Origin of the sequence: Micromonospora sp. CPCC 205546 (assembly GCF_036902715.1) — a bacterium.
Classification (GTDB): Bacteria; Actinomycetota; Actinomycetes; order Mycobacteriales; family Micromonosporaceae; genus Micromonospora.
This window is the reverse complement of sequence record NZ_JBAKHL010000012.1, coordinates 44916-66487: the sequence shown is the minus strand read 5'-3', so window position 1 is coordinate 66487 and position 21572 is coordinate 44916. Positions and strand designations below refer to the sequence as shown.

Below are 21572 nucleotides of genomic sequence, written 5' to 3'. Positions count from 1 at the left end.
GATGCGGACACGCGCCCGCGGGCCGGATCACGTTGTGGCGGCCGGCACCGGGTTCGTAGGCTCATGTCCACGACACCCGTCCGCGCGGACCGCGGCGGGGTCGCGACCACCTCTGGGAAGGGACGCCGGTGCTGTACTGGCTGATGAAGTACGTGCTCCTCGGCCCGCTGCTGAGGCTGGTCTTCCGCCCGCAGGTCGAGGGGCTGCACCACGTGCCCGACACCGGGCCGGTGATCCTCGCCAGCAACCACCTGTCGTTCTCCGACTCGATCTTCACGCCGCTGGTGGTGAAGCGGCGGGTGACGTTCATCGCCAAGGCCGAGTACTTCACCGGCAAGGGCGTCAAGGGTTGGCTGACGAAGATGTTCTTCGTCGGTTCCGGCACCATCCCGGTCGACCGCTCGGGCGGCCGGGCGGCCAGGGCGGCGCTGGACACCCAGCTGCGGGTGCTACGCGCCGGTGGCATCGCCGGCATCTATCCCGAGGGCACCCGCTCGCCGGACGGGCGGCTCTACCGGGGCAAGACCGGCGTGGCCCGGCTGGCCCTGGAGAGCGGCGCCCCGGTGATCCCGACGGCGATGCTCAACGCCGACGAGATCCAGCCGCCCGGCACGCTGATTCCCAAGATCGCCCGGGTGCGGATCCGGTTCGGCCCGCCGCTGGACTTCTCGCGCTACGCCGGGCTGGCCGGGGACCGGTACGTCGAGCGCGCGGTCACCGACGAGATCATGTACGAGCTGATGGAGCTCTCCGGCCGCGAGTACGTCGACACGTACGCGCAGAAGGCCAAGAACCCCTCCGCCGCCCCGACCCCGCGCCAACCGGTCGCCGCCTGAGGGGCACGTCCCCGCCGCGCCGTCGGGTCAGCAGGCCACGGCGGTGCCGGCGGGAGTCGTCGGGGGACGGGCCAGGTCCAGCAGGACGGGGGCGTCGTTGCGCAGCGCGAAGGCCCGCAGCTCGGCCAGCTCCGGGCGGCCCGCCGTCGGCTCGCCGGCCCGCTCCAGCTCCACGGTGGCGAAGGTCAGGGCGAGCATCCGGTCGGTCACGTCCGGGATGCCGGCGTAGATCTCGGCGCCGGCCAGGTGCAGCTCCGCGGCCCGACGGTGGTCGCCGTCCGCGGCGGCCAGCGCGCCGGTCACCGTCCGCCGTGCCGCCTCCGACCAGGGCGTGCGGTGGCCCACCCGGTCCAGCATCGCGCGTACCCGGGCCGCCGAGCCCCGCCCGGCGAGGCTGGCCGCGTAGCCGGCCGCCGCGATCCACTCGCCGCTGGCCAGGGCCGGCACCGCCGACCAGGAGTCGGCCAGCTCGTCGATCAGCGCCGCCGCCTCCTCCCGGTGCCCCTGCAACGCCCGGCAGAGCGCGGCCATCCCCAGCATCGTCCAGCGCAACCGGTGGAAGCCGCTGCGGCGCGCGGCGTCGAGCGCGGCGGCCACGTCGTCGCGGAACGCCGCGTCGCCGGCCCCGGAACGCGCCGGCGGCACCCGCACGCCACGCAGCACCAGCAGGCAGGAGCGCAGGCCACGTACCTGCATGTCCCAGCTGCCCGTCGGGGTGTCCACGAAGGCCTCGGCGGCGGCCAGCAGCCGGTCGAAGTCGCCCTCGAACCAGGCGCGCATCGCCTCCGCCGAGTAGCTCGTGGTCAGCGTCTGCCCGCTGGCCTTGCGCTTCGGCAACGACGAGAGCAGTGCGTTCGAGCGCAGCCAGTCGCCCTCCTCGCAGACGGCGTAGACGAGGTTCTGGATGGCCCGGGGCAGGGCGATCAGCTGGTTGGCGCGGCTGACCTCGACGATCGAGTGCAGCTCGTCCAGCCCGGAGCGGTCGCCGGCCTGGTAGCGGGCGATGGCCGCGGTGATCTGCGCGTTGGTCCGGGTCTCGGTCAGTCCCAGCCGCTCGCCGATCTCCGCCGCCCGTTCGGCCGCGGCGACCGCGGGGTCCCGCTCGTAGTTGAGCATGTGCAGCCGGCCCAGCTCGGCGTAGGCGTCCGCCTTCTGGGGGCTGTCGGGCAGCGGGGCGAAGAGCTGCACGGCCCGGTCCAGGCAGGCCAGGGCGGCGGCCCGGTCGGCGCGCAGCCACGCGGCCTGACCGAGCAGCGTCCAGGCGCGCGCCGCGCAGGCGTCGTCGCCGTGCGCCAACAGCCGGTCGGCGAGCGCCTGCACCTGCTCGGGTCCGCCCCCGGAGAGGAAGCCGTTGCCGTCCCGGTAGAACGAGATCTCGGTGCTGAGCAGCTCGAGCTGGAGCCGGCCCACCGGGTCGGAGTCGTCGGCCAGCCCGAGCGCCCGGCCCGCGTGGCTCGCCGCCGCATCGAGGCTGTGCAGCGCGTACGCCCGGCGGGCCGCCCGATGCAGCGCGGCCCGCGCGGGGCCCGCGTACCGGCCGATCTCCATGCCCAGCGTCCGGGCGATCTCGTGGGCCGCCCAGCGGTGGTGGGCCAGCACCTCCGCCAGGTCGGTGTCCCGGCTCTGCGAGAGCATGTCCAGCCACTGCGCCGTCCGCTCGTGCCGCGCCACCCGCTCGGTGCGGGGCAGCCGCTGGTAGCAGACGTCGCGCACCAGCACGTGCCGGAACCGGTACTCCGGCTGCCCGGCCATCGTGGAGGCGGCCTGCTCGTGCACGAAGTCGCGCTGCTCCAGCCGGCGCAGCGCGCGCTCCACCGACTCGACGGGCTGCCCGAGCGCGGCGGCCACCGCGCCCGGCCAGAACTGCACGCCGACCACGGCGGCGGCCAGCAGGACGGTGCGTTCCTTGGCGTCGAGCAGGTCGATGCGGTTGGCGATGACGGCGTGCACGCTCTCCGGCATCGGCAGGTCGAGGTGCTTCTCCAGCGACCAGCCCCGCCCGGACTGGCGCAGCGCGCCCTGCTCGATCAGCATCCGGACGTACTCGTGGGCGTAGAGCGGGTTGCCGCCGGCCACCTCGATCAGCGGGGTGAGCATGTCGGCGGAGAAGGCCGCCCGGCCGAACATGTGGGCGTAGAGCGCGGCGATGCCCGTGTCCCGCAGCGGGGGCAGGGTGATGGTCACCGAGCCGGTGATCGTCCCCGCCCAGCTCGGGTCCCGGTCGACCAGTTCCGGGCGGGCGGTGCAGAGCAGCAGCAGCGGCACGTCGCGGGCGGCGGTGCCGAGCAGCTCCACGAAGCGCAGCATCGCGTCGTCGGCCCAGTGCAGGTCCTCGAAGACCAGCACGGTCGGCCGGCGCGCCGCCAGGGCGAGCAGGAAGCGCCGCCACGCCGACTCGGTCTCCTCGGCCGGCAGCGGCGTCCCCGGCAGGCCCACCAGTGGCCGCAGGGCGTCGACGAGGCGCTGCCGCTCGCCCGGCCCGACCAGCTCGCCGACGGCGGAGGCGAGCCGCTGGGCGGCGCTGGACGCCGGGTCGGTGTCCAGGATGCCGGCCTCGGACTTGACGATGTCGGCCAGGGCCGCGAACGTCACGTTCTCGCCGAACGGCGGGCACCGCCCGATCCGCCAGGTCAGCGGCTCGTCGACCAGCTGGTCCACGTGCCGGTAGAGCTCCCGGACCAGCCGGCTCTTGCCCAGCCCGGCCCGGCCGAAGACGGTCACCACCTGCGGGCGCCGGTCGCGCAACGAGCGGTGCAGGGCGTTGACCAGCATCCCCAGCTCGTGCTCGCGGTCGATCAGCGGCGTGGTGTCCGGCTGCCGGTCGGTCGGCTGCCGGCGCACCGGGGACAGGGCCAGCCACACCTCGGTCGTCGTCGACCGTCCGCGCAGGGTGACCGGCGGCTGCTCCGAGTAGCGGATCGCGTCGCGGGTGAGGGCGTGCGTCACGCCGCAGACCAGCACCCCGCCCGGCGGGGCGACCGACTGCATCCGGGAGGCCGTGTTCACCACGTCGCCGGCCACGATCGCCTGGCCGCCGTCGCGGGCGGCGGCCACGTCGACCAGCGCCTCGCCGGTGGCCACCCCGGCCCGGAAGCGCAGCGCGTCCGCGCCGGTGGGGGCGAAGCGGGTCAGCACCCGTTGCAGCTCCAGACCGGCCCGCACACAGCGCAGCGCGTCGGTCTCGGTCGCCACCGGCGCGCCGAACAGGGCCATCACCGCGTCGCCGATGTACTTCTCGACCACCCCGCCGTACTGCCCCACCACGCGGCGGGCGGCCGAGAAGAACCCGGTCTGCATGCCGCGGACCAGCTCCGGGTCCGCCCGCTCGACGTAGGGAGTGAAGTCGATCAGGTCGACGAAGAGCACGCTGACCCGGCGTCGGTCCTCCTGCGGGGCCGGCTGCCGCTCGCTGCCCGGCCTGGCCGCGCCGCAGGAGGTGCAGAACGTCACGTCCCGGGCGAGCGGGCGCAGGCAGTGCGGACAGACCGCGCCCAGCTCGTGGCCGCAGCCGCCGCAGAAGCGGTCGCCCGCGGCGGCCGTACGTCCACAGCGGTCACACTGCGTGGCGATGACACCCTCCACTGGCGGTCCCGTCGGCGCCGGAATCGGCGCCGGTGCCGTGTCAGTATCGCCGTCGGTACTGCTGTCGGGTACCGGGCTGTTGGTTTGTGGACAGTCCACCGGCCGGTCCTGCCGTTACAGTCAGGCGGCTGATTGTCGACCATTGACCACAGGGGGATTCCCGATGGTGTACGTGATGTTGCAGAGCGACTGGACCGACGGCAACGGGGTGAGCCACCTCGCGGGCGACTCCGTCGACGTGGACGCCGCCACGCTGGCCGCGCTCCAGGCGCAGGGCATCGTCAGCGAGCAGTCCGGCGGCGGCAAGGACGGCACGGAGTGGGTCGGGCCGGGCAGCACCAACTGGGTCGGGCCGGGCAGCAACACTCCCTGACACCCACACGAAAGGGCCGGAGCAGCCGCTCCGGCCCTTTTTCGCGTACGCCTCAGCGCTCGTTCATGCCGGCGCGGCGGCGCAGCGCCGCCACGTCGGTGACCACGATCCGCCGGCCCTCGGTGCGCAGCCAACCCCGGTTGGCGAACGACCCGATGGCCTGGTTGACGCTCTGCCGCGAGCCGCCGGCCATCTCGGCGAGCTGGCTCTGGTTGAGCTCGATGGTGATCATCGGGGCCTGGCTCTCGCCGGCCAGCCGCACCAGGGTCTTGGCCACCCGCCCGGGCAGGTCCAGGAAGACGTGGTCGGCGTTCTGCTCGGTCAGCCGGCGGATCAGCCCGCCCAGCGAGCGCATCACCGCGTCGAGGATGCGTGGGTTGGAGTGCACCAGCTCCATGAAGGCGCCCCGCGACAGCGCGAGCGCCGCGCAGTCCTCGATCGCCTCGGCGGAGGCGGAGCGGGTGGAGGCGTCGAGCAGGGACACCTCGCCCAGCACGTCCGGCGGTCGGATGACCGACAGCACGGCGCGCTCGCCGGTCGGCGCGGTGCGGAACACGGCGACCGCGCCCCGACGCAGCACGATGAGGGACTCGCCGGGGTCGTTCTCGACGAAGAGCAGCTGGCCCTTGCGGTATGTGCGGGGGACCGCCGCGGCGATCACCCGCTGCCGGACCTCCGGCTCCAGCCCGGCGAACATGTCCACACCTGTGAGCGCGTCACCCGGCTCCGGTAGGCGCATCTCCACGGCCCAACCCCTCCCCCGGTCAAGGACCACACATCGCTCACCGGGTGAACCTGAAGGCCCTCGACGAGGTGAACTGACACCGGTTCGGCGTCCGGTAGCGGTACACATCAGATCATGACGCTCCGGTCGCTTGCTGTACACCCCTCAAACCACTTCCGTGACACTCCCGAGCTGCGAGGCCCGCCCTGGTGGGAGGCGTCGCGGGGTGCCGGTGCGCCCGGGCCGCCCCGGTGGCCGCCGGGCGACGGGCGTGGGCGAGGATGACCCGTGATGGTCTACCGCTATTTCTACGACTGCGAGTTCATCGAGGACGGCCGGCTCGTCGACCTGGTGTCGATCGGCGTCGTCGACGAGTACGGCCGCGAGTTCTACGCCGTCTCGACCGAGTTCGACGACTCGCGGGCCGTGCCCTGGGTGCGCCGCAACGTGCTCGACAAGCTGCCCTCCCCGGCGAACCGCGCCTGGCGTTCGCGCGAGCGCATCCGCGACGAGCTGTACGACTTCCTCGTGGAGCCGGTCCGGGACCGCCCGGGCGAGCAGTTGGAGCTGTGGGCCTGGTACGCCGCGTACGACCACGTGGCCCTGGCGCAGCTCTGGGGCGCCATGCCGGCGCTGCCCCGGGAGATCCCCCGCTTCACCAAGGACCTGCGTCAGCTCTGGGACGACCGGGGCCGGCCGCCGCTGCCGGACGCCGACGCGGCGCGGCACGACGCGCTGGTCGACGCCCGGCACAACCTGGCCCGGTGGCGGGCGATGACCGGTTCGTAGGTTTGGTCGGTTCTGTCCCGGGCACCGGTGCGACGTCGAGCCGATGTGAGGGAGAGTCCCATGAGCAACGAACCGACCGACGCCGCCGAGGCCCGGCGCCGGGTCACCGAGCTGGTCCGTGAGGCGCGCATCTGCATGCTGAGCACGATCTCCGTGGACGGGCGGATGGTGAGCCGCCCGATGGGCCTGCAGGAGGCGGAGTTCGACGGCGACCTGTGGTTCTTCGTGTACGCCGACTCCGCCAAGGTCAGGCAGATCCGGGTCAACCCCGAGGTCAACGTCTCCTTCTCCGACTCCCGACGCAACGCCTGGGTGTCGGTCGCGGGCACGGCCCGGGAAGAGTACGACCGGGCGAAGGCCGAGGAGCTGTGGAACCCGGTGCTCAAGGCGTGGTTCCCGGACGGGTTGGAGACCCCCGGGCTCACCCTGCTCAAGGTGCACGCCGCCTCCGCCGAGTACTGGGACTCTCCGTCGAGCACGGTGGTCAACCTGTTCGGCTACGCCAAGGCGGCGGTGACCGGCAAGCCGCCGAAGGCGGGGGAGAACCACGAGGTCAGCTACTGACCGGTAGGCCGACCGGCCGGTGGGACCGGCCCGGGGCGCGGTGTCGGCGCACTCCTGCGGCGACTACAGTGCGCACTGACGGCCCGCCCCGGGCCGGCAACGGCGCCGATGGTCTGATCCGACACATATCCTGGGGCAAATCGGGCTTCACCTGATGCTCCAGGAGGATGAGCGATCATGCGTATCGGCGTGCTCACCGGCGGCGGCGACTGCCCAGGTCTCAACGCGGTCATCCGGGCGGTGGTCCGCAAGGGCGTCGCCAGCTACGGCCACGAGTTCGTGGGGTTCCGGGACGGCTGGAAGGGTCCGTTGGAGGGCCTGTCCCGCCCCCTGGGCATCGCGGAGGTGCGCGGCATCCTGCCGCGAGGCGGCACCATCCTCGGCTCCTCCCGCACCAACCCGTTCAAGATCGAGAACGGCGTCGAGCGGATCAAGGACAACCTCGCCGCGCAGGGCGTGGACGCGCTCATCGCGATCGGCGGCGAGGACACCCTCGGCGTGGCCACCAAGCTGTACGAGCTCGGGGTCCACGTGATCGGCGTGCCGAAGACGATCGACAACGACCTCGGCGCCACCGACTACACCTTCGGCTTCGACACCGCCGTCAACATCGCGATGGAGGCGATCGACCGGCTGCACACCACCGCCGAGAGCCACCACCGCACCCTGGTCGTCGAGGTGATGGGCCGGCACGCCGGCTGGATCGCCCTGCACGCCGGCCTGGCCGGCGGCGCCAACGTGATCCTGCTGCCGGAGCGGCAGTTCGACGTCGAGCAGGTCGCCGGCTACGTCGAGAAGCGCTTCCAGCACCAGTACGCCCCGATCGTCGTGGTCGCCGAGGGCGCGCAGCCGCTGGACGGCCAGATGGTCCTGCACAACCAGGAGCTCGACGCGTTCGGCCACGTCCGCCTCGGCGGCATCGGCCAGTGGCTCGCCGAGCAGCTGGAGGCCAAGACCGGCAAGGAGGCCCGCACCGTCGTGCTCGGGCACATCCAGCGCGGCGGCACCCCGAGCGCCTTCGACCGGGTGCTCGCCACCCGGCTGGGCCTGCAGGCGATCGACGCCGTCCACGAGGGCGACTGGGGCAAGATGGTCGCCATGCAGAGCACGGACATCGTCCGCGTCCCGCTGGCCGACGCCACCCGCGAGCTGAAGACCGTGCCGCTGGAGCGGTACGCCGAGGCCGAGGTCTTCTTCGGCAGCTGATCCACCCGCCGCGACGCCGACTCACGGCGAGGGGGTACGACGCGATGGCGGGTTCGGTGCACACGGTCGCGGTCATCGGGGCCGGCAAGATCGGCGAGCTGATGCTCTCCGGGCTGCTGCGATCGGGCTGGCCGGTGGACCGGCTGCTCGCCACCGCCCGCCGGCCCGCCCGCGCCGAGGAGCTGACCGCCCGCTACGGGATCCGGGTGGTCGACAACCTCACGGCGGTGGACGAGGCGGAGGTGCTCGCCGTCTCGGTCAAGCCGCAGGACGCGGCGACGCTGCTGGAGGAGATCGGGCCCAAGGTGCCCGCCGACAAGCTGGTGATCTCGCTCTGCGCCGGCCTGCCGACCAGCTTCTTCAACCGCCGGCTGCCCGAGGGCACGCCCGTGGTGCGCGTGATGACCAACACCCCGGCCCTGGTCGACCAGGCCATGACGGCGATCTCCGCCGGCGCCCACGCCACCGGCACGCACCTGGCGTTGGCCGAGGAGATGTTCAAGCCGCTGGGGTCGACCGTCCGGGTGCCCGAGTCCCAGCAGGACGCGGTGACCGCGCTCTCCGGCTCCGGGCCGGCGTACTTCTACCTGCTGGTCGAGGCGATGATCGACGCCGGCATCCTGCTCGGCCTGCCCCGGCAGGTCGCGCACGAGCTGATCGTGCAGACCGCGATCGGCTCGGCGGTGATGCTGCGCGACTCCGGCGAACACCCGGTGAAGCTGCGCGAGGCGGTCACCTCGCCGGCCGGCACCACCATCTCCGCCGTGCGCGAGCTGGAGAGGCACGGCGTACGCGCGGCGCTGCTCGCCGCCCTGGAGGCGGCCCGCGACCGCGCCCGCGAACTCGCCGCCCAGGCCGACTGAGTTCTGCGCAACCTGCTCCCAGCGTTCGCCTATCGGCGTCGCCTGGTCTCCAGCGGCCATTCCAGGCTGACCGTCTCGTCGCGGCCCTGCCGGTCGAAGAACGCCTGGAGGTCCCGCTTCTGCTGGGCGTACCAGCCGACCTGCGCCTGGTGGAGGGCGTCGGGGTGCGTCCGGGCGATCCGGTCGTGGCGGGCCGCGATCGACACCGCCATGTCGGCCGCCGCGCGCGCGTCGCTCTCGGCGTCATGGGCGTTCGTCAGGTCGACTTCGTAGTATCTGCACAGGTCGCCCAGCTGCCGTCCGTCGTACCAGCGGGGCTCGACCTCGGCGTGCAGGATCGAGGGGTCGATGATGGCGGCGCGGTCCCACTCGACCGCCGGAAGGCCGTGGCGAGCCAGTTCGGTGTGCAGCACCGTGACGTCGTAGTGGGCGCAGAAGACGACCAGGGGCGTGCCGTCCGCGATCACCTTCGAGATCGCCGTTCCCAGCTCGGCCAGCGCTTCCCGGGGTGCCCTCCCGGCGCTGCGCACCATCTCGTCGGTGATCCCGTGGACCGCGGTGGAGTCGGACGGGATCGGGACCCCCGGGTTGACGAGCCAGTTCGAGGTGGTGCCGTCGGCGTGGACCAGGGCAGCGGAGACGATGCGGCTGTCCATGGGCTGCCTGTCGGTGCCCTCGATGTCGAAGCCCACCACCGGCAGGTCGTGCCACCCGCCGTGGTTCCCGCGCGGCGGAGCGGTTCTGACCGGCGCGCACTCCTGGTGGTACGAACTCCAGCGGCCCCCGGTGTTGACCGCCTGCCCGGCCCCGGCCTCCACCCGTCTCCGGCACTTCCCACAGCTCCCGGGGTACCTGTTGATCACGATAGGTCCTCCATTCCTGGTGCCTGGCCGCGCAGGACCTGAAATCGTCCGACGCGAGGGGATGAGCGCTGAGAGCGAAGCGCCGGCACGATCCTGAATCCCGGACCGGCCTGTCACCACCCCCCGCCGGTGCCGATCCACCCACCTATGTGGACGATCAAGACTGGCCGGAATCCGGGGTTTCCACCGGAGCATCGACGACACCTGACCGGTGCTGCGCGGGCGTCTGCGGGACACCGCCCAACCCCGGCGGCGAGCGGGACTGGCGTCCCCCCTGCTCGCCGGTGGAGCACGTCGGCTCTGAGTTCTTCCAGGCCGCGGGTGTGTGCAGCGCCACTAGACAGACTGTCTAAGTAGAGACACTATCTAGGCATGGACAGCTTCACCCAGCCCAGCGAGTGGCTCCGCGGAGTCCTGGGGTTGTGCGTACTGCGGATCATGGCCGGCGGTCCGACCTACGGCTACGCCATCGCCGCCGAGCTAGCCGAGGCGGGCTTCGGGGAGATCAAGGGCGGCACCCTCTACCCGCTGCTGGCTCGTTTCGAGAAGAACGGCCTGGTCACCGCCGAGTGGCGCGTCGGCGAAGGCGGGCCGGGCCGCAAGTACTTCACGCTCACCGACAGCGGCCGCGCGGAGCTGGCGCACGGCCTCGCCCAGTGGCAGGCGTTCTCGACCAGGGTCACCAGCCACCTGGCCACCGGCAACACCGGCGACGACCTGTCGGTGCCCCATCCCCGGAACTTCATGAGGAGCACATCGTGAACACCCCCCGCGTCCAGGCCCGGTCCCAGGAGGTCTGGCAGCGCCCGTTCGTCAAGGACCACCAGAAGTGGTGCGACGACTTCGTCATCGAGCTACGGATGCGAGACGTGCCCGGCCGCGTGATCGGGGAGCACCTGGGCGAGATCGAGGCGCACTGCGCCGAGACCGGCGAGACACCCGAGGACGCCTTCGGGGACCCGACTGACTACGCCAGGCAGATCCAGCAGGAGGGCGCACCGGAGCGGGTGTCGGGGGTCTGGAAGATCACGGTCCTCTCTGCCGCACAGGTGCTGGCCATGCTCGTCGGCACCGCGGCGGTCGCTCCCTGGGCACGCGGCGAGCAGTTGAGCTACGACGCGGTCCAGTTGGCCTGCCTCGGGTTGTTCGTGCTCGTGCTCCTGAGCCTGCCCAAGCTCCTGTCGCCTCTGATGCGTCACCCCTGGGCGGTCGGTCTTCCCCTGGCCGCCCTGGTGCCCCTCGTCGCACTGGGGACGGCGGCTTCCGACCGGTTCGGCCTGCCGGCCCTGCTGACCCTTCCGGCCCCGGTGCTCTCCGTCGGACTGTTCGTGGTGGTCGGAGTCCTGGCGTTCGTCGAGGGCCGGGAGCTGGCGCGCGACCTGGACGACGACCTCGTCACCTCGCCCTTCGCCTCCGCACCGCGAGCACCGGAGGCAGGCAGGAGTCGTAGATGGATGGCCGTCCTCGTGCCGTCCTGCCTGCTCCCCGTCGGCTATCTCGTCCTGGCGACCTTCAGCTGGATCTACGCCTGAATCACCGGTAGAGCAGGTGGGGCTTGCGGCGGCGGTCGAAGTCCGCCAGCTCGTCGGCCCAGGCGCCGACCACGTCGTCCACGTCGGCGCCGGCGTCGATCATCGTACGCAGCCGCGGCGACCCGGTGAGCTTGTCGATCCAGTACGGCCGCACCGCGTCCCACGAGTCGCGTCGCCACGCGAACGCCTCGTACTTGTGCGCCTCCACCAGCATCGCGACCGCCGTGCGGATCGGGTCGTACGTCGCGCGGTCGACGACCTTGACCTCGACCCCCGCGCAGAGCTTGTTGAGCAGCGCGGGCTTCTGCCCGGCGGACGTCGGCGTGAAGTACGCCTCGCGGAACTCGACACCCGGCAGGTTCCGGGCGTTGAGCCGGTCGGACCAGTGGTAGTCGAAGTCCTCGGCCAAGCCGCCGATCAGCTCGAACGGTCTGGTCGTGCCCCGGCCCTCGGTGATCGTCGCGACGCCCTCGAACAGGCCGGTGCCGGGATAGACCAGCGCGGTGTCCTGGGTGGGCATGTTCGGGCTGGGCATCACCCACGGCAGGTCGGTGTCGGCGGCGAGCCGGTCGCGCTTCCAGTGCCGGCACTTCACGACGTGCAGGTCGACCTGGCGGCCGGCCTCGGCGGGGAGGAACTCGGCGTTGAAGAACCGGGCCAGCTCGCCGACGGTCATCCCGTGCTGCTGGACGATCTCCTTCAGGCCCACCCCGGAGGTGTAGCCGGCGGTCATCATCGGCCCGTAGGCCCGGCCGCCGACCGGGTTCGGCCGGTCCAGCACCACGTAGCGCTTGCCGACGCGGGCCGCGGCCATCATCGAGGTGTACATGGTCCAGATGTACGTGTAGAAGCGGGCGCCGACGTCCTGGATGTCGAAGACGACGGTGTCGACGCCGGCCTGGGTGAACATGGTCTCCCACTTGGCCAGCGAGGCGCCGTACGCGTCGTAGACGGTGATCCCGGTGCGGGCGTCGATGCCGGTGCCCTCGCTGCCCCCGGCCTGCGCCGACCCGCGGAAGCCGTGCTCGGGGCCGAACGCGGCGGCCAGCCGGACCGTCCCGGAGGCGTGCATCAGATCGACCAGATGCCGGTAGGCCGAGTCCACGCCGGTGGGGTTCGAGATCACGCCCACCCGCTGCCCGGCGAGGTCGGCGAAGTCGGACCGGACGAGCACGTCGAGGCCGGTCTCCACGTGGCGGATGCCGGGCGCGGCGTGGCCGGCCGCGCCGGGTGCCGTCGCCGCGACCGCGCCCGCGGTCACCGCACCCGCTCCGGCCAGGAACTTCCTACGCTCCATGTCGCCCCTCCCGTCGGTTTGGTCGAAACTTAGCTACACGTGGATGCCTCGTCAAGGAAGGTTAGCTACAAACCCGGGGGCTCAACCGCTCCGGACGTGCGCCGGTGTGCCGCCCGGCGCCGTGGCGGCTCCGCCTGTCGGGTGCCCGAGCGGGCGCGCTCGGCGCGTCGGGTGCTCCATACTGGCCCGGTGTTCACCCTCGCCCAGGCCCGTCACCTGATCGCCACCCTGCGCCCGCGCGTCGACGAGCTGATCCGGCTGCGGGCCGACCTGGCCGAGCTGCGCGCCGACCTGGCCGAGCGGGGTGCGAGCCCGCTCGGCGGACTGGCCGAGGTCAAGGGGCTGGAGGCGCGGTTGCACGCCGTCGTCGAGGACCTGCACTCCCACGACATCCAGGTCAAGGGCATCGCGCCGGTGCTGCTCGACTTCTCCGGCGAGCGTGACGGCCGGCCGGTGCTCTGGTGCTGGCTGGAGGGGGACACCGACGTGCGCTGGTACCACCGGGTGGAGTGCGGCTTCGCCGGCCGCCGCCCGGTCTGACCCGGCCCGCCGGCGCCGGCCGGCGGCCACCCCGTCCGGGTCGGCGGTGGGGGAGCGGCCGGCGGGGGCGTCGGGTCGACCCATCGTCCGCACCGGCGGTGCTCAGGCCAGGGATGCGAGCGTGGCCGGGGCGACGTTCCCGCCACTGAGGACCAGCACGGTACGGGTGCCGGGTCCGGCGTCGACCAGGCCGGCCCGCAAGGCGGCGAGGGTGACGGCGGCGGACGGCTCGACCAGGAGCTTCGTGGCGTCCATCAGCCCCCACCAGGCGGCCCGGATGTCCTCCTCGGACACCTCGACCACCTCGTCCACCAGCGCGCCGACGTGCGCCAGGGTGTGCCGTCCGGCGAACGGAGCCGCCAGTCCGTCGGCGATCGACGCGGGTCGTACCGTGAGGGCTTCGCCGCCGGTGCGCAGGGCGTGGCCGACCGCGTTGGCGGTGACCGGCTCGACGCCGACGACGCGGGCGGTCGGGACGGCCGCGCGCACGGCCGACGCCACGCCGCTGATGAGCCCGCCGCCACCGACCGGCACGAGGACCAGCTCCGGTGGCGGGCCGTCGGCCAGGATCTCCCTGCCGACCGTGGCCTGGCCGGCGATGACGTCCGGGTCGTCGAACGGGTGCAGGAGGTGGTAGCCCCGCTCCGCCGCCAGGGCCTGGCAGGTGCCCAGCAGGTCGTCGGTGAGGACGACCTCACCGCCGTGGCGCCGGACCGCCTCGATCTTGGTCGGCACCGCGTGCGGCGGCATGCAGACGACCGTCGGCAGGCCGAAGGCGCGACCGGCGAAGGCCACCGCCGCCGCGTGGTTGCCGGCGGAGAAGGCGGTCAGTCCGGCGGGCGCCTGCTCCCGCTCGACGCGGGCGAGCAGCGCGTTGAGCGCGCCCCGCACCTTGAAGCTGCCGGTGTGCTGGAGGTTCTCGGCCTTGACCGCGAGATCGAGTCGCAGCGGGTCGCCGAGGCGGGGGCAGGGCAGCAGCGGGGTGCGAACGACCCGCCCCGCGATGCGCTTCTCGGCCGTGACGACGTCGTCCACGGTGGTGAGCTGCACGGTCGCAGCCTAGCCCGGCCCGGACGGACGCACCGCCCTCGGTGCGTCCGGCCGGGGGCTGTGGTGCGATCGCAGTGGCTCAGTGGCTCAGTGGCTCGACGGCCGGGTCGCGGTGGCCGCGACGGGGGAGTGGCTCAGCGGGTGGCCTCGGCCAGGGCGGCGCGGACCCTGGCGGCGTCGGCCGGCGCCTCGCGCTCCCAGTCCGCCGGGTCGGCGGAGTAGATGGTCCCGTACGCCGGGGTGTCCGGCTGGTAGCGCCAGCTCTCGGCGAGCGTCCCGGCGTCCACGGCGTCGTAGCCGATCCGGTCGAGGAAGGCCGTGGCGTCGGCCTTCGCGCCCGCGTCGTCGCCGGCGACGGGCAGCGCGCTGCGGTCGTCGGCGCCCGTCGGCCGGGCCAGCACGTGCAGGTGCTTGAAGTAGATGTTGTTGAACACCTTGACCACCCGCGACTGCGGCAGGTGCCGCTGGAGCAGCTCGCTGCTGGTGGTGGCGCCCGAGTCGAGCTCGGAGACCTGTCCGTCCCGCTGCGGGTAGTAGTTGTTGGTGTCGAGCACGAGCTTGCCGGCGAGCGGCTCGACCGGCACGTCCCGGTACGCCTTCAGGGGGATGGTGACGACCACCAGGTCGCCGGCTTCCGCGGCCTCCCGGGCCGTGGCGGCCCGGGCGCGCGGGCCCAGCTCCTCGACGAGGTCCTTGAGGGTCTCCGGGCCGCGCGAGTTGCTCAGCACCACGTCGTAGCCGGCGGCCACCGCCAGCCGCGCCACCGTGCCACCGATGTGTCCACTGCCGATCAGTCCCACAGTTGTCATGTCGTTCCCAACTCCGCTCACGGTGAGGGCATTCCCCACCGGGATGGTCGACAATCCGGCCCGGTGCCCGGTGCCCGGTGCCCGGTGCGGCGACCGGCCGACGGCGCCCGGCCGGGCGCGGGGTCCGGCGACGGGCAGGCCGGCCAGGCGGGCGTGGTGCTGCCCGTGCACGCCGGGTCCCGCCCGCTCAACGTACTGCCGGGCTCCGCGTCGGGGGCCCGCTTCGGCGCGACGACTCTGGGGCGACCCCGCGTCGCTCTGGTGCGAGGCGGGGGAGTTCGCCGCCGCGCTCGCCCCGATCCGGGTTGCGCGGGCCGGCCCGACCGGGCCCCCGTCGTCGAGCAGTGAGCCGTGCGGTCAGGGCCGACGGGGCCCGGGTGCGCCGCGCCCGGCCCGGTCGTCCGGATCGCCGGGCCGCCGGACCGCCGTAACCACCCGATCGACGCGTTCGCCGGTCGTCGGGTCGGTCCAGGCGAAGACCACCGGCTCGGCCGTCGCCAGGAGCTCCCGGACGAACGGCGGAAGGTCCGCCGGCGACATCCGGATGTAGGTCACCGCCTCGTCGACCCGCGCGAGCAGGTGCTCCAGCACGAAGCGGTGCCGTCCGGGGGCGTCGAGGTGCCCGGGGGCCGGTGGGATGTGCCGCAACGGGCCGTGCTCACGCAGCACGTCGTCGGGCACGGCGGCGTCGAGCACCACCCGACCGGCGTCGAGCGGACCCTGGATGTCGACGTGGTGGCCGGGCGGGATCTGGCCCGGTGCGAGCTTTCCCTGCACCGCGAAGAACATCCCGCCCCCCTCCGCCCGGACCGTCCCAGGTGTCGCCGATCGTAGTCCGGTCGACACGCAACGGCGCGGCGGGACGGAGGGTCCTCAGGCTGCCGGGGGCAGCACCTTCTCGATCGCGGCACGCAGGTCGGGCGCGCCGGGCTCGACGGTGGGTGCGAACCGGGCGGCCACCGTGCCGTCCGGCGCGACGAGGAACTTCTCGAAGTTCCACCGCACGTCGCCGGTGTGGCCCTCGGCGTCGGCCGTGTCCACCAGCGCCGCGTAGAGGGGGTGGCGGCCGGGCCCGTTCACCTCCACCTTCTCGGTCAGGGGGAAGGTCACCCCGTAGTTCACCTCGCAGAAGTCGCTGATCTCGGCGGCGCTGCCCGGCTCCTGGCCGGCGAACTGGTTGCAGGGCACGCCGAGCACCACCAGGCCGCGGTCGGCGTACTCGTCGTGCAGCGCCTGCAGGCCGGCGTACTGCGGGGTGAGGCCGCAGCGCGAGGCGACGTTGACGACCAGCAGCGCGCGTCCGCGGTACCGCGTGAGGTCGGCCGGACCTCCGGCCAGGGCGTCGATCCGGGTGTCGAAGACGGTCATGGGCCGAAGCTACCCGCCAGCACCGGGCCGGTGCCGGCCGCCACGGGCACTCCCGGGGCGTACGGCGCCCGCCCGACCGTTGTCGGCCCGGGGGCGGTCGGAGCTGGTCGCGCTCCCAGTAGAAATCGATACATGCACATCTTGACGAAAGGATGACGGCGTGAGTAGCGTCTCACCATCAATCTGGAAAGTTTCCTAACTGTTTGGGGAGACGCCGTATGAAGAGATCGCTCCGCCGGGCCCTCTGGGTCGGCGCCGTGATGGCGGTGACCGCCGCCACCGTCCCGATGGCCAGTGCCTTCGGCGCCGGCAGCGTGACCGCCGGGTTCGCCAAGGCGCAGGACTGGGGGACCGGTCACGAGACGCGGGTGACCATCACCAACGGGACGAGCGCCCCGGTGAGCACCTGGCGCATCGAGTTCGACCTGCCGTCGGGCACCAGCATCAGCAGCTCCTGGGACGCCGACGTCACGCGCACCGGCGACCACTACGTCGCGGTGAAGAAGAGCTGGGCCGGTCCGCTCCCGGCGGGCGGCGCGTTCAGCTGGGGCTACAACGGCACCGGCGCGTACAAGGCGCCGCTGAACTGCACGATCAACGGCGCGCCGTGCGGCGGCGGCACCCCGCCCCCCACCACCGCCCCGCCGACCACGACCCCGCCGACCACGGCGCCGCCCACCACCGCGCCGCCGACCACGCCTCCGCCCACCACCCCGCCGCCGGGCCCGGGCGGCAAGAAGGTCGTCGGCTACTTCGCGCAGTGGGGCGTCTACGCCCGCAACTACCACGTGAAGAACATCCACACCAGCGGCTCGGCCGCCAAGCTGACCCACATCCTGTACGCCTTCGGCAACACCACCGGTGGCCGCTGCACCATCGGTGACAGCTACGCCGACTACGAGAAGGCCTACACCGCGGCGGACAGCGTCGACGGCGTCGCCGACACCTGGGACCAGCCGCTGCGCGGCAGCTTCAACCAGCTGCGCAAGCTCAAGAAGATGTACCCGAACCTGAAGGTGATCTGGTCCTTCGGCGGCTGGACCTGGTCCGGCGGCTTCACCCAGGCCGCGCAGAACCCGGCCGCGTTCGCCGAGAGCTGCCACAACCTGGTCGAGGACCCGCGCTGGGCGGACGTCTTCGACGGCATCGACGTCGACTGGGAGTACCCGAACGCCTGCGGACTCACCTGTGACAGCAGCGGCCCGAACGCCTTCAAGAACGTGGTCAGCGCGCTGCGGTCGAAGTTCGGCTCGTCGGCGCTGGTGACCGCCGCGATCACGGCGGACGGCAGCAACGGCGGCAAGATCGACGCCACCGACTACGCCGGCGCCGCGACGCACCTCAACTGGATCATGCCGATGACGTACGACTACTTCGGCGCCTTCAACGCGCAGGGCCCCACCGCCCCGCACTCCCCGCTCACCTCGTACGCCGGCATCCCGCAGCAGGGCTTCTGGTCCGACGCGGCGATCCAGAAGCTCAAGAGCAAGGGCATCCCGTCGGACAAGCTGCTGCTCGGCATCGGCTTCTACGGCCGGGGCTGGACCGGGGTGACCCAGACCGCCCCGGGTGGCACCGCCACCGGCCCCGCCCCGGGCACCTACGAGCAGGGCATCGAGGACTACAAGGTCCTCAAGAACACCTGCCCGGCCACCGGCACCGTCGCCGGCACGGCGTACGCCAAGTGCGGCAGCAACTGGTGGAGCTACGACACCCCCTCCACGATCAACGGCAAGATGACGTACGCGAAGAACCAGGGCCTCGGTGGCGCCTTCTTCTGGGAGCTCTCCGGTGACACCGGAAACGGCGAACTGATCGGCGCCATCAAGGGCGGTCTCGGCTGAGCCGAGTGCCGACGCACCACCCACACGGCGGGGAGGGACCACGCACCGGTCCCTCCCCGTCGGCTGTGCCCGGACCGCCCGGGCCCGGGCGCGGCGGCGTCGGGGCACATGTGTCGATGTGACAGACTCGCCGCCCAAGGGGCTCGATGTCCACGGCGACGGAGGTGGCGATGCGCACGACGCGCGGGAGGCTGGCGGCGGGTGTCGCGCTGCTCGGGGCCCTGCCCCTCGCCCTGCTCGGCTGCGGCATCGGCGAGGAGGAGGACCCGGCGACCAAGCCCGGGCGGGCCCCGGCCGAGGAGGCCGCCGCGAAGTCGCGGGAGCGGGTGCAGGCGTACCTCGACGCGATGACCGCGAAGGACGTCGCCGCCGGGCGCAGCCAGCTCTGCGCCGCCCTCCAGCAGAGCTTCGACGCCGCCGCCACCGGCCCCAACGGCGACTTCGCCGACCACTTCACCGTGCCGCAGGCCGAGATCACCGACATCCGCTCCGGTCCCCGGGGCCAGGAGGTGAGCACGTCGATCTCGGTCGCCGCCGGTTCCCGCACGACCACCCGGCCGCTGCTGTTCACGGTCACCCGCGACGGCGCCGACTGGTGCATCGCGGCCGAGGCGCCGGGCGGCAACACCCCGTCCCCGGCCGCCCCCGCCTCGCCCGTGTCCGGGTGAGCCCGCTCTCACCTGCCGGAACCATCCCCCTCGCCGACAGGGCGCGGGGTCGGTCGCCGTACGCTTTCTGTCATGCGCCATGAGTGGCATCAGCTGAGCCATCCCGCGGTGGGCAGCCCTGGGCTGCAGACCAGCCGTCCGACCGTCGACTCCGCCGAGGACGCGGCCCTCGGCCTTGACCGCTGGCGGGAGTTGCCGCGCGCGCAGACCCCGCCCTGGCCTGACCCGGCGGGGGTCGCCGAGGTCTGCAAGGTGCTCGACACCGTGCCGTCGGTGGTGGCGCCCTACGAGGTCGACCAGCTGCGGCAGCGGCTGGCGCTGGTGTGCGAGGGCAAGGCGTTCCTGCTCCAGGGCGGCGACTGCGCGGAGACCTTCGTCGACAACACCGAGAGCCACCTGCTGGCCAACGCCCGCACCCTGCTCCAGATGGCGATCGTGCTCACCTACGGGGCCTCGCTGCCGGTGGTCAAGGTGGCCCGGGTCGCCGGGCAGTACACCAAGCCCCGGTCGCTGCCGACCGACGCGCGCGGGCTGCCCGCCTACCGCGGCGACATGATCAACTCGCTGGAGGCGACGCCGGAGGCGCGGGCCGCCGACCCGCAGCGCATGATCCGGGCGTACGCGAACTCGGCCGCCGCGATGAACATGCTCCGCGCGTACCTCGCCGGCGGGCTGGCCGACCTGCACGCCGTGCACGACTGGAACAAGGGCTTCGTCAAGAACTCCCCGGCCGGCGAGCGCTACGAGGCGATCGCCCGGGAGATCGACCGAGCGCTGGCCTTCATCAGGGCCTGCGGGATGACCGACGACGAGGCGCTGCGCACCGTCACCCTCTACTGCTCCCACGAGGCCCTCGCCCTGGAGTACGACCGGGCGCTGACCCGGGTCTCCGACCGCCGGGCGTACGGTCTGTCCGGGCACTTCCTGTGGATCGGCGAGCGCACCCGGCAGATCGACGGAGCGCACATCGACTTCATCTCCCGCATCGCCAACCCGATCGGCGTGAAGCTCGGCCCGACGACGACCCCGGACGAGGCGATCGAGCTCTGCGAGAAGCTCAACCCGGAGAACGTCCCCGGGCGGCTCACCCTGATCAGCCGGATGGGCAACCACCGGGTCCGCGACGCCCTGCCGCCCATCGTGGCGAAGGTGACCGCCGCCGGCGCCAAGGTGGTCTGGCAGTGCGACCCGATGCACGGCAACACGCACGAGTCGTCCAACGGCTACAAGACCCGGCACTTCGACCGGATCGTCGACGAGGTGCTCGGCTACTTCGAGGTGCACCGGGGCCTGGAGACCCACCCCGGCGGGCTGCACGTCGAGCTGACCGGTGAGGACGTCACCGAGTGCCTCGGCGGCGCCCAGGGCATCGAGGACCTCGACCTGCCCGGCCGGTACGAGACCGCCTGCGACCCGCGACTGAACACCCAGCAGTCGCTGGAGCTGGCGTTCCTCGTGGCGGAGATGCTCCGTGGCTGACGCGAGGAGTGAGCTTGCGAGCCCCGCAGTCGGCGGCCGAAGGGACGACAGTGGCTGACGCGAGGAGTGAGCTTGCGAGCCCCGCAGTCGGCGGCCGAAGGGACGACAGTGGCTGATCAGTTCGTGGACCTGCGTTCGGACACCGTCACCCGGCCGACGCCGGGGATGCGGGAGGCGATGGCCACTGCCGAGGTCGGCGACGACGTCTACGGCGAGGACCCCACCGTCAACGCGTTGGAGGCCGAGGTCGCCGCGCTGTTCGGCCACGAGGCGGCGCTGTTCGCCCCGAGCGGGTCGATGGCCAACCAGATCGCCCTGCAACTGGTGGTGCCGCCCGGCAACGAACTGCTCTGCGACGCCGACGCGCACGTGGTGACGTACGAGATCGGGGCAGCCGCGGCGTACGGCGGCATCTCCTCGCGGACCTGGCCGGCGGTCGGCGCGGACGTCGACCCGGACGCGGTCGCCGCCATGGTCCGCCCGGACGGCTACTGGGCGGTGCCCACCCGGGCGATCGCCGTCGAGCAGACCCACAACCGGGGCGGTGGCGGGGTGATCCCGCTGGCCACCCTGCGCGAGCTGCGCCGCATCGCCGACGACGCGCAGGTCGCCCTGCACTGCGACGGCGCCCGGATCTGGCACGCGCACGTCGCCGACGGCGTGCCGCTGGCCGAGTACGGCGCCCTCTTCGACTCCCTGTCGGTCTGCCTCTCCAAGGGCCTCGGCGCGCCGGTCGGCTCACTGGTCGTCGGCAGCGCCGAGAAGATCGAGCGGGCCCGGTTCGTCCGCAAGCGGATGGGCGGCGGGATGCGGCAGGCCGGCATCCTGGCCGCCGCCGGCCGGTACGCCCTCGCCCACCACGTCGACCGGCTCGCCGACGACCACGCGAAGGCCGCCCGGCTCGCCGAGGCGATCGCCCCGTTCGGGGTGCTGGCCACGACCGTCCGGACCAACCTGGTGCCGCTCGACCTGACCAAGGCGGCACTGGACGCGCACGCCCTGGCCGCCGCCGCCCGCGCCGAGGGAGTCCTGGTCTCGGTGCTCGGCCCCCGCACGGCCCGCCTGGTCACCCACCTGGACGTCGACGACGCAGGGATCGACCGCGCGATCGAGGTCCTCACCCGCGTCCTGCGGGGCTGACCCCCGCCGTCGTCGGGCCGTGGGTGGAGGTGAACCCCGCCCGGT

The 21572-nt window shown here is 72.9% G+C and carries 21 protein-coding genes; 13 read left to right on the top strand and 8 right to left on the bottom strand.

Translation table 11 applies throughout. The features are described from left to right. The first annotated feature begins 128 nt into the window (after positions 1-128). Positions 129-836: a lysophospholipid acyltransferase family protein gene (locus tag V6U77_RS09635; RefSeq protein ID WP_334605900.1), complete on the top strand. Its 708-nt coding sequence runs from the start codon at positions 129-131 to the stop codon at positions 834-836. Between the two features lie 27 nt (positions 837-863). Here V6U77_RS09635 and V6U77_RS09630 read toward each other — a convergent pair whose 3' ends face one another. Continuing rightward, positions 864-4418, bottom strand: a complete 3555-nt coding sequence (locus V6U77_RS09630) for an ATP-binding protein (protein WP_334605899.1) — start codon at positions 4416-4418, stop codon at positions 864-866. A gap of 163 nt (positions 4419-4581) precedes the next feature. Here V6U77_RS09630 and V6U77_RS09625 point away from each other — a divergent pair, with 163 nt between their 5' ends. Beyond that, on the top strand, positions 4582-4791 hold the full coding sequence (locus V6U77_RS09625) for a hypothetical protein (protein ID WP_088999193.1): 210 nt from the start codon (positions 4582-4584) through the stop codon (positions 4789-4791). A gap of 52 nt (positions 4792-4843) precedes the next feature. On the opposite strand, the gene V6U77_RS09620 is transcribed toward V6U77_RS09625, so the two are convergent. Next, the gene (locus V6U77_RS09620) at positions 4844-5536 is read right to left on the bottom strand and encodes a Crp/Fnr family transcriptional regulator (protein WP_334605898.1); all 693 of its coding nucleotides are present in this window, start codon (positions 5534-5536) and stop codon (positions 4844-4846) included. 270 nt (positions 5537-5806) lie between these two features. On the opposite strand from V6U77_RS09620, the gene V6U77_RS09615 reads away from it, so the two are divergent. The 4 genes from V6U77_RS09615 (at position 5807) to proC (ending at position 8937) form a co-directional block, all read left to right on the top strand. After that, positions 5807-6304, top strand: a complete 498-nt coding sequence (locus tag V6U77_RS09615; protein ID WP_089003323.1) for a polyadenylate-specific 3'-exoribonuclease AS — start codon at positions 5807-5809, stop codon at positions 6302-6304. 60 nt (positions 6305-6364) lie between these two features. Then, on the top strand, positions 6365-6868 hold the full coding sequence (locus tag V6U77_RS09610; RefSeq protein ID WP_334605897.1) for a pyridoxamine 5'-phosphate oxidase family protein: 504 nt from the start codon (positions 6365-6367) through the stop codon (positions 6866-6868). Between the two features lie 177 nt (positions 6869-7045). After that, a complete protein-coding gene (locus V6U77_RS09605) occupies positions 7046-8074 on the top strand; it encodes a 6-phosphofructokinase (protein ID WP_334605896.1) in 1029 nt (342 codons plus the stop codon). Positions 8075-8118: 44 nt separating this feature from the next. Then, on the top strand, positions 8119-8937 hold the full coding sequence (proC, locus tag V6U77_RS09600) for a pyrroline-5-carboxylate reductase (protein WP_334605895.1): 819 nt from the start codon (positions 8119-8121) through the stop codon (positions 8935-8937). A gap of 29 nt (positions 8938-8966) precedes the next feature. Here the strand turns inward: proC and V6U77_RS09595 are convergent, their stop codons facing one another. Beyond that, positions 8967-9800 carry an exonuclease domain-containing protein gene (locus V6U77_RS09595; protein WP_334605894.1) on the bottom strand — a complete coding sequence of 278 codons (834 nt, stop codon included), beginning with the start codon at positions 9798-9800 and terminating at the stop codon, positions 8967-8969. A gap of 372 nt (positions 9801-10172) precedes the next feature. Between V6U77_RS09595 and V6U77_RS09590 the strand changes: the two genes are divergently transcribed. Then, a complete protein-coding gene (locus tag V6U77_RS09590; protein WP_334605893.1) occupies positions 10173-10562 on the top strand; it encodes a PadR family transcriptional regulator in 390 nt (129 codons plus the stop codon). Then, on the top strand, positions 10559-11332 hold the full coding sequence (locus tag V6U77_RS09585; RefSeq protein WP_334605892.1) for a hypothetical protein: 774 nt from the start codon (positions 10559-10561) through the stop codon (positions 11330-11332). The genes V6U77_RS09590 and V6U77_RS09585 overlap by 4 nt, the downstream gene beginning before the upstream one ends. A gap of 1 nt (position 11333) precedes the next feature. On the opposite strand, the gene V6U77_RS09580 is transcribed toward V6U77_RS09585, so the two are convergent. After that, a complete protein-coding gene (locus tag V6U77_RS09580) occupies positions 11334-12629 on the bottom strand; it encodes an exo-beta-N-acetylmuramidase NamZ family protein (protein WP_334605891.1) in 1296 nt (431 codons plus the stop codon). A gap of 189 nt (positions 12630-12818) precedes the next feature. On the opposite strand from V6U77_RS09580, the gene V6U77_RS09575 reads away from it, so the two are divergent. Then, positions 12819-13169, top strand: a complete 351-nt coding sequence (locus tag V6U77_RS09575) for a DUF2203 domain-containing protein (protein ID WP_334605890.1) — start codon at positions 12819-12821, stop codon at positions 13167-13169. A 102-nt stretch (positions 13170-13271) separates the two neighbouring features. On the opposite strand, the gene V6U77_RS09570 is transcribed toward V6U77_RS09575, so the two are convergent. From V6U77_RS09570 to V6U77_RS09555, 4 genes are all read right to left on the bottom strand, one after another. Then, complete coding sequence (locus V6U77_RS09570; RefSeq protein WP_334605889.1) at positions 13272-14219, bottom strand: threonine ammonia-lyase; 948 nt, start codon at positions 14217-14219, stop codon at positions 13272-13274. 134 nt (positions 14220-14353) lie between these two features. Beyond that, a complete protein-coding gene (locus tag V6U77_RS09565; RefSeq protein WP_334605888.1) occupies positions 14354-15028 on the bottom strand; it encodes an NADPH-dependent F420 reductase in 675 nt (224 codons plus the stop codon). 357 nt (positions 15029-15385) lie between these two features. Beyond that, positions 15386-15817: a hypothetical protein gene (locus V6U77_RS09560; RefSeq protein ID WP_334605887.1), complete on the bottom strand. Its 432-nt coding sequence runs from the start codon at positions 15815-15817 to the stop codon at positions 15386-15388. An 84-nt stretch (positions 15818-15901) separates the two neighbouring features. Then, complete coding sequence (locus tag V6U77_RS09555) at positions 15902-16396, bottom strand: glutathione peroxidase (protein ID WP_334605886.1); 495 nt, start codon at positions 16394-16396, stop codon at positions 15902-15904. Between the two features lie 218 nt (positions 16397-16614). Between V6U77_RS09555 and V6U77_RS09550 the strand changes: the two genes are divergently transcribed. The 4 genes from V6U77_RS09550 to V6U77_RS09535 all read left to right on the top strand — a co-directional run bounded on the left by V6U77_RS09550 (position 16615) and on the right by V6U77_RS09535 (position 21527). Further along, positions 16615-18240: a glycosyl hydrolase family 18 protein gene (locus tag V6U77_RS09550; protein ID WP_334605885.1), complete on the top strand. Its 1626-nt coding sequence runs from the start codon at positions 16615-16617 to the stop codon at positions 18238-18240. Positions 18241-18410: 170 nt separating this feature from the next. After that, positions 18411-18908, top strand: coding sequence for a hypothetical protein (locus V6U77_RS09545; RefSeq protein WP_334605937.1), 498 nt, complete (start codon positions 18411-18413; stop codon positions 18906-18908). 72 nt (positions 18909-18980) lie between these two features. After that, a complete protein-coding gene (locus tag V6U77_RS09540) occupies positions 18981-20387 on the top strand; it encodes a class II 3-deoxy-7-phosphoheptulonate synthase (protein ID WP_121400510.1) in 1407 nt (468 codons plus the stop codon). 108 nt (positions 20388-20495) lie between these two features. Next, the gene (locus V6U77_RS09535) at positions 20496-21527 is read left to right on the top strand and encodes a threonine aldolase family protein (protein WP_334605884.1); all 1032 of its coding nucleotides are present in this window, start codon (positions 20496-20498) and stop codon (positions 21525-21527) included. The last annotated feature ends 45 nt before the right edge of the window (positions 21528-21572 follow it).

Excerpts from the sequence above, each read along its gene's own strand:
- V6U77_RS09625 (WP_088999193.1), top strand. The coding sequence starts at position 4,582 with ATGGTGTACGTGATGTTGCAGAGCGACTGGACCGACGGCAACGGGGTG.
- V6U77_RS09615 (WP_089003323.1), top strand. The coding sequence starts at position 5,807 with ATGGTCTACCGCTATTTCTACGACTGCGAGTTCATCGAGGACGGCCGG.
- V6U77_RS09610 (WP_334605897.1), top strand. The coding sequence starts at position 6,365 with ATGAGCAACGAACCGACCGACGCCGCCGAGGCCCGGCGCCGGGTCACC.
- V6U77_RS09605 (WP_334605896.1), top strand. The coding sequence starts at position 7,046 with ATGCGTATCGGCGTGCTCACCGGCGGCGGCGACTGCCCAGGTCTCAAC.
- proC (WP_334605895.1), top strand. The coding sequence starts at position 8,119 with ATGGCGGGTTCGGTGCACACGGTCGCGGTCATCGGGGCCGGCAAGATC.
- V6U77_RS09590 (WP_334605893.1), top strand. The coding sequence starts at position 10,173 with ATGGACAGCTTCACCCAGCCCAGCGAGTGGCTCCGCGGAGTCCTGGGG.
- V6U77_RS09580 (WP_334605891.1), bottom strand. The coding sequence starts at position 12,629 with ATGGAGCGTAGGAAGTTCCTGGCCGGAGCGGGTGCGGTGACCGCGGGC.
- V6U77_RS09565 (WP_334605888.1), bottom strand. The coding sequence starts at position 15,028 with ATGACAACTGTGGGACTGATCGGCAGTGGACACATCGGTGGCACGGTG.
- V6U77_RS09560 (WP_334605887.1), bottom strand. The coding sequence starts at position 15,817 with ATGTTCTTCGCGGTGCAGGGAAAGCTCGCACCGGGCCAGATCCCGCCC.
- V6U77_RS09555 (WP_334605886.1), bottom strand. The coding sequence starts at position 16,396 with ATGACCGTCTTCGACACCCGGATCGACGCCCTGGCCGGAGGTCCGGCC.
- V6U77_RS09550 (WP_334605885.1), top strand. The coding sequence starts at position 16,615 with ATGAAGAGATCGCTCCGCCGGGCCCTCTGGGTCGGCGCCGTGATGGCG.
- V6U77_RS09545 (WP_334605937.1), top strand. The coding sequence starts at position 18,411 with ATGCGCACGACGCGCGGGAGGCTGGCGGCGGGTGTCGCGCTGCTCGGG.
- V6U77_RS09540 (WP_121400510.1), top strand. The coding sequence starts at position 18,981 with ATGCGCCATGAGTGGCATCAGCTGAGCCATCCCGCGGTGGGCAGCCCT.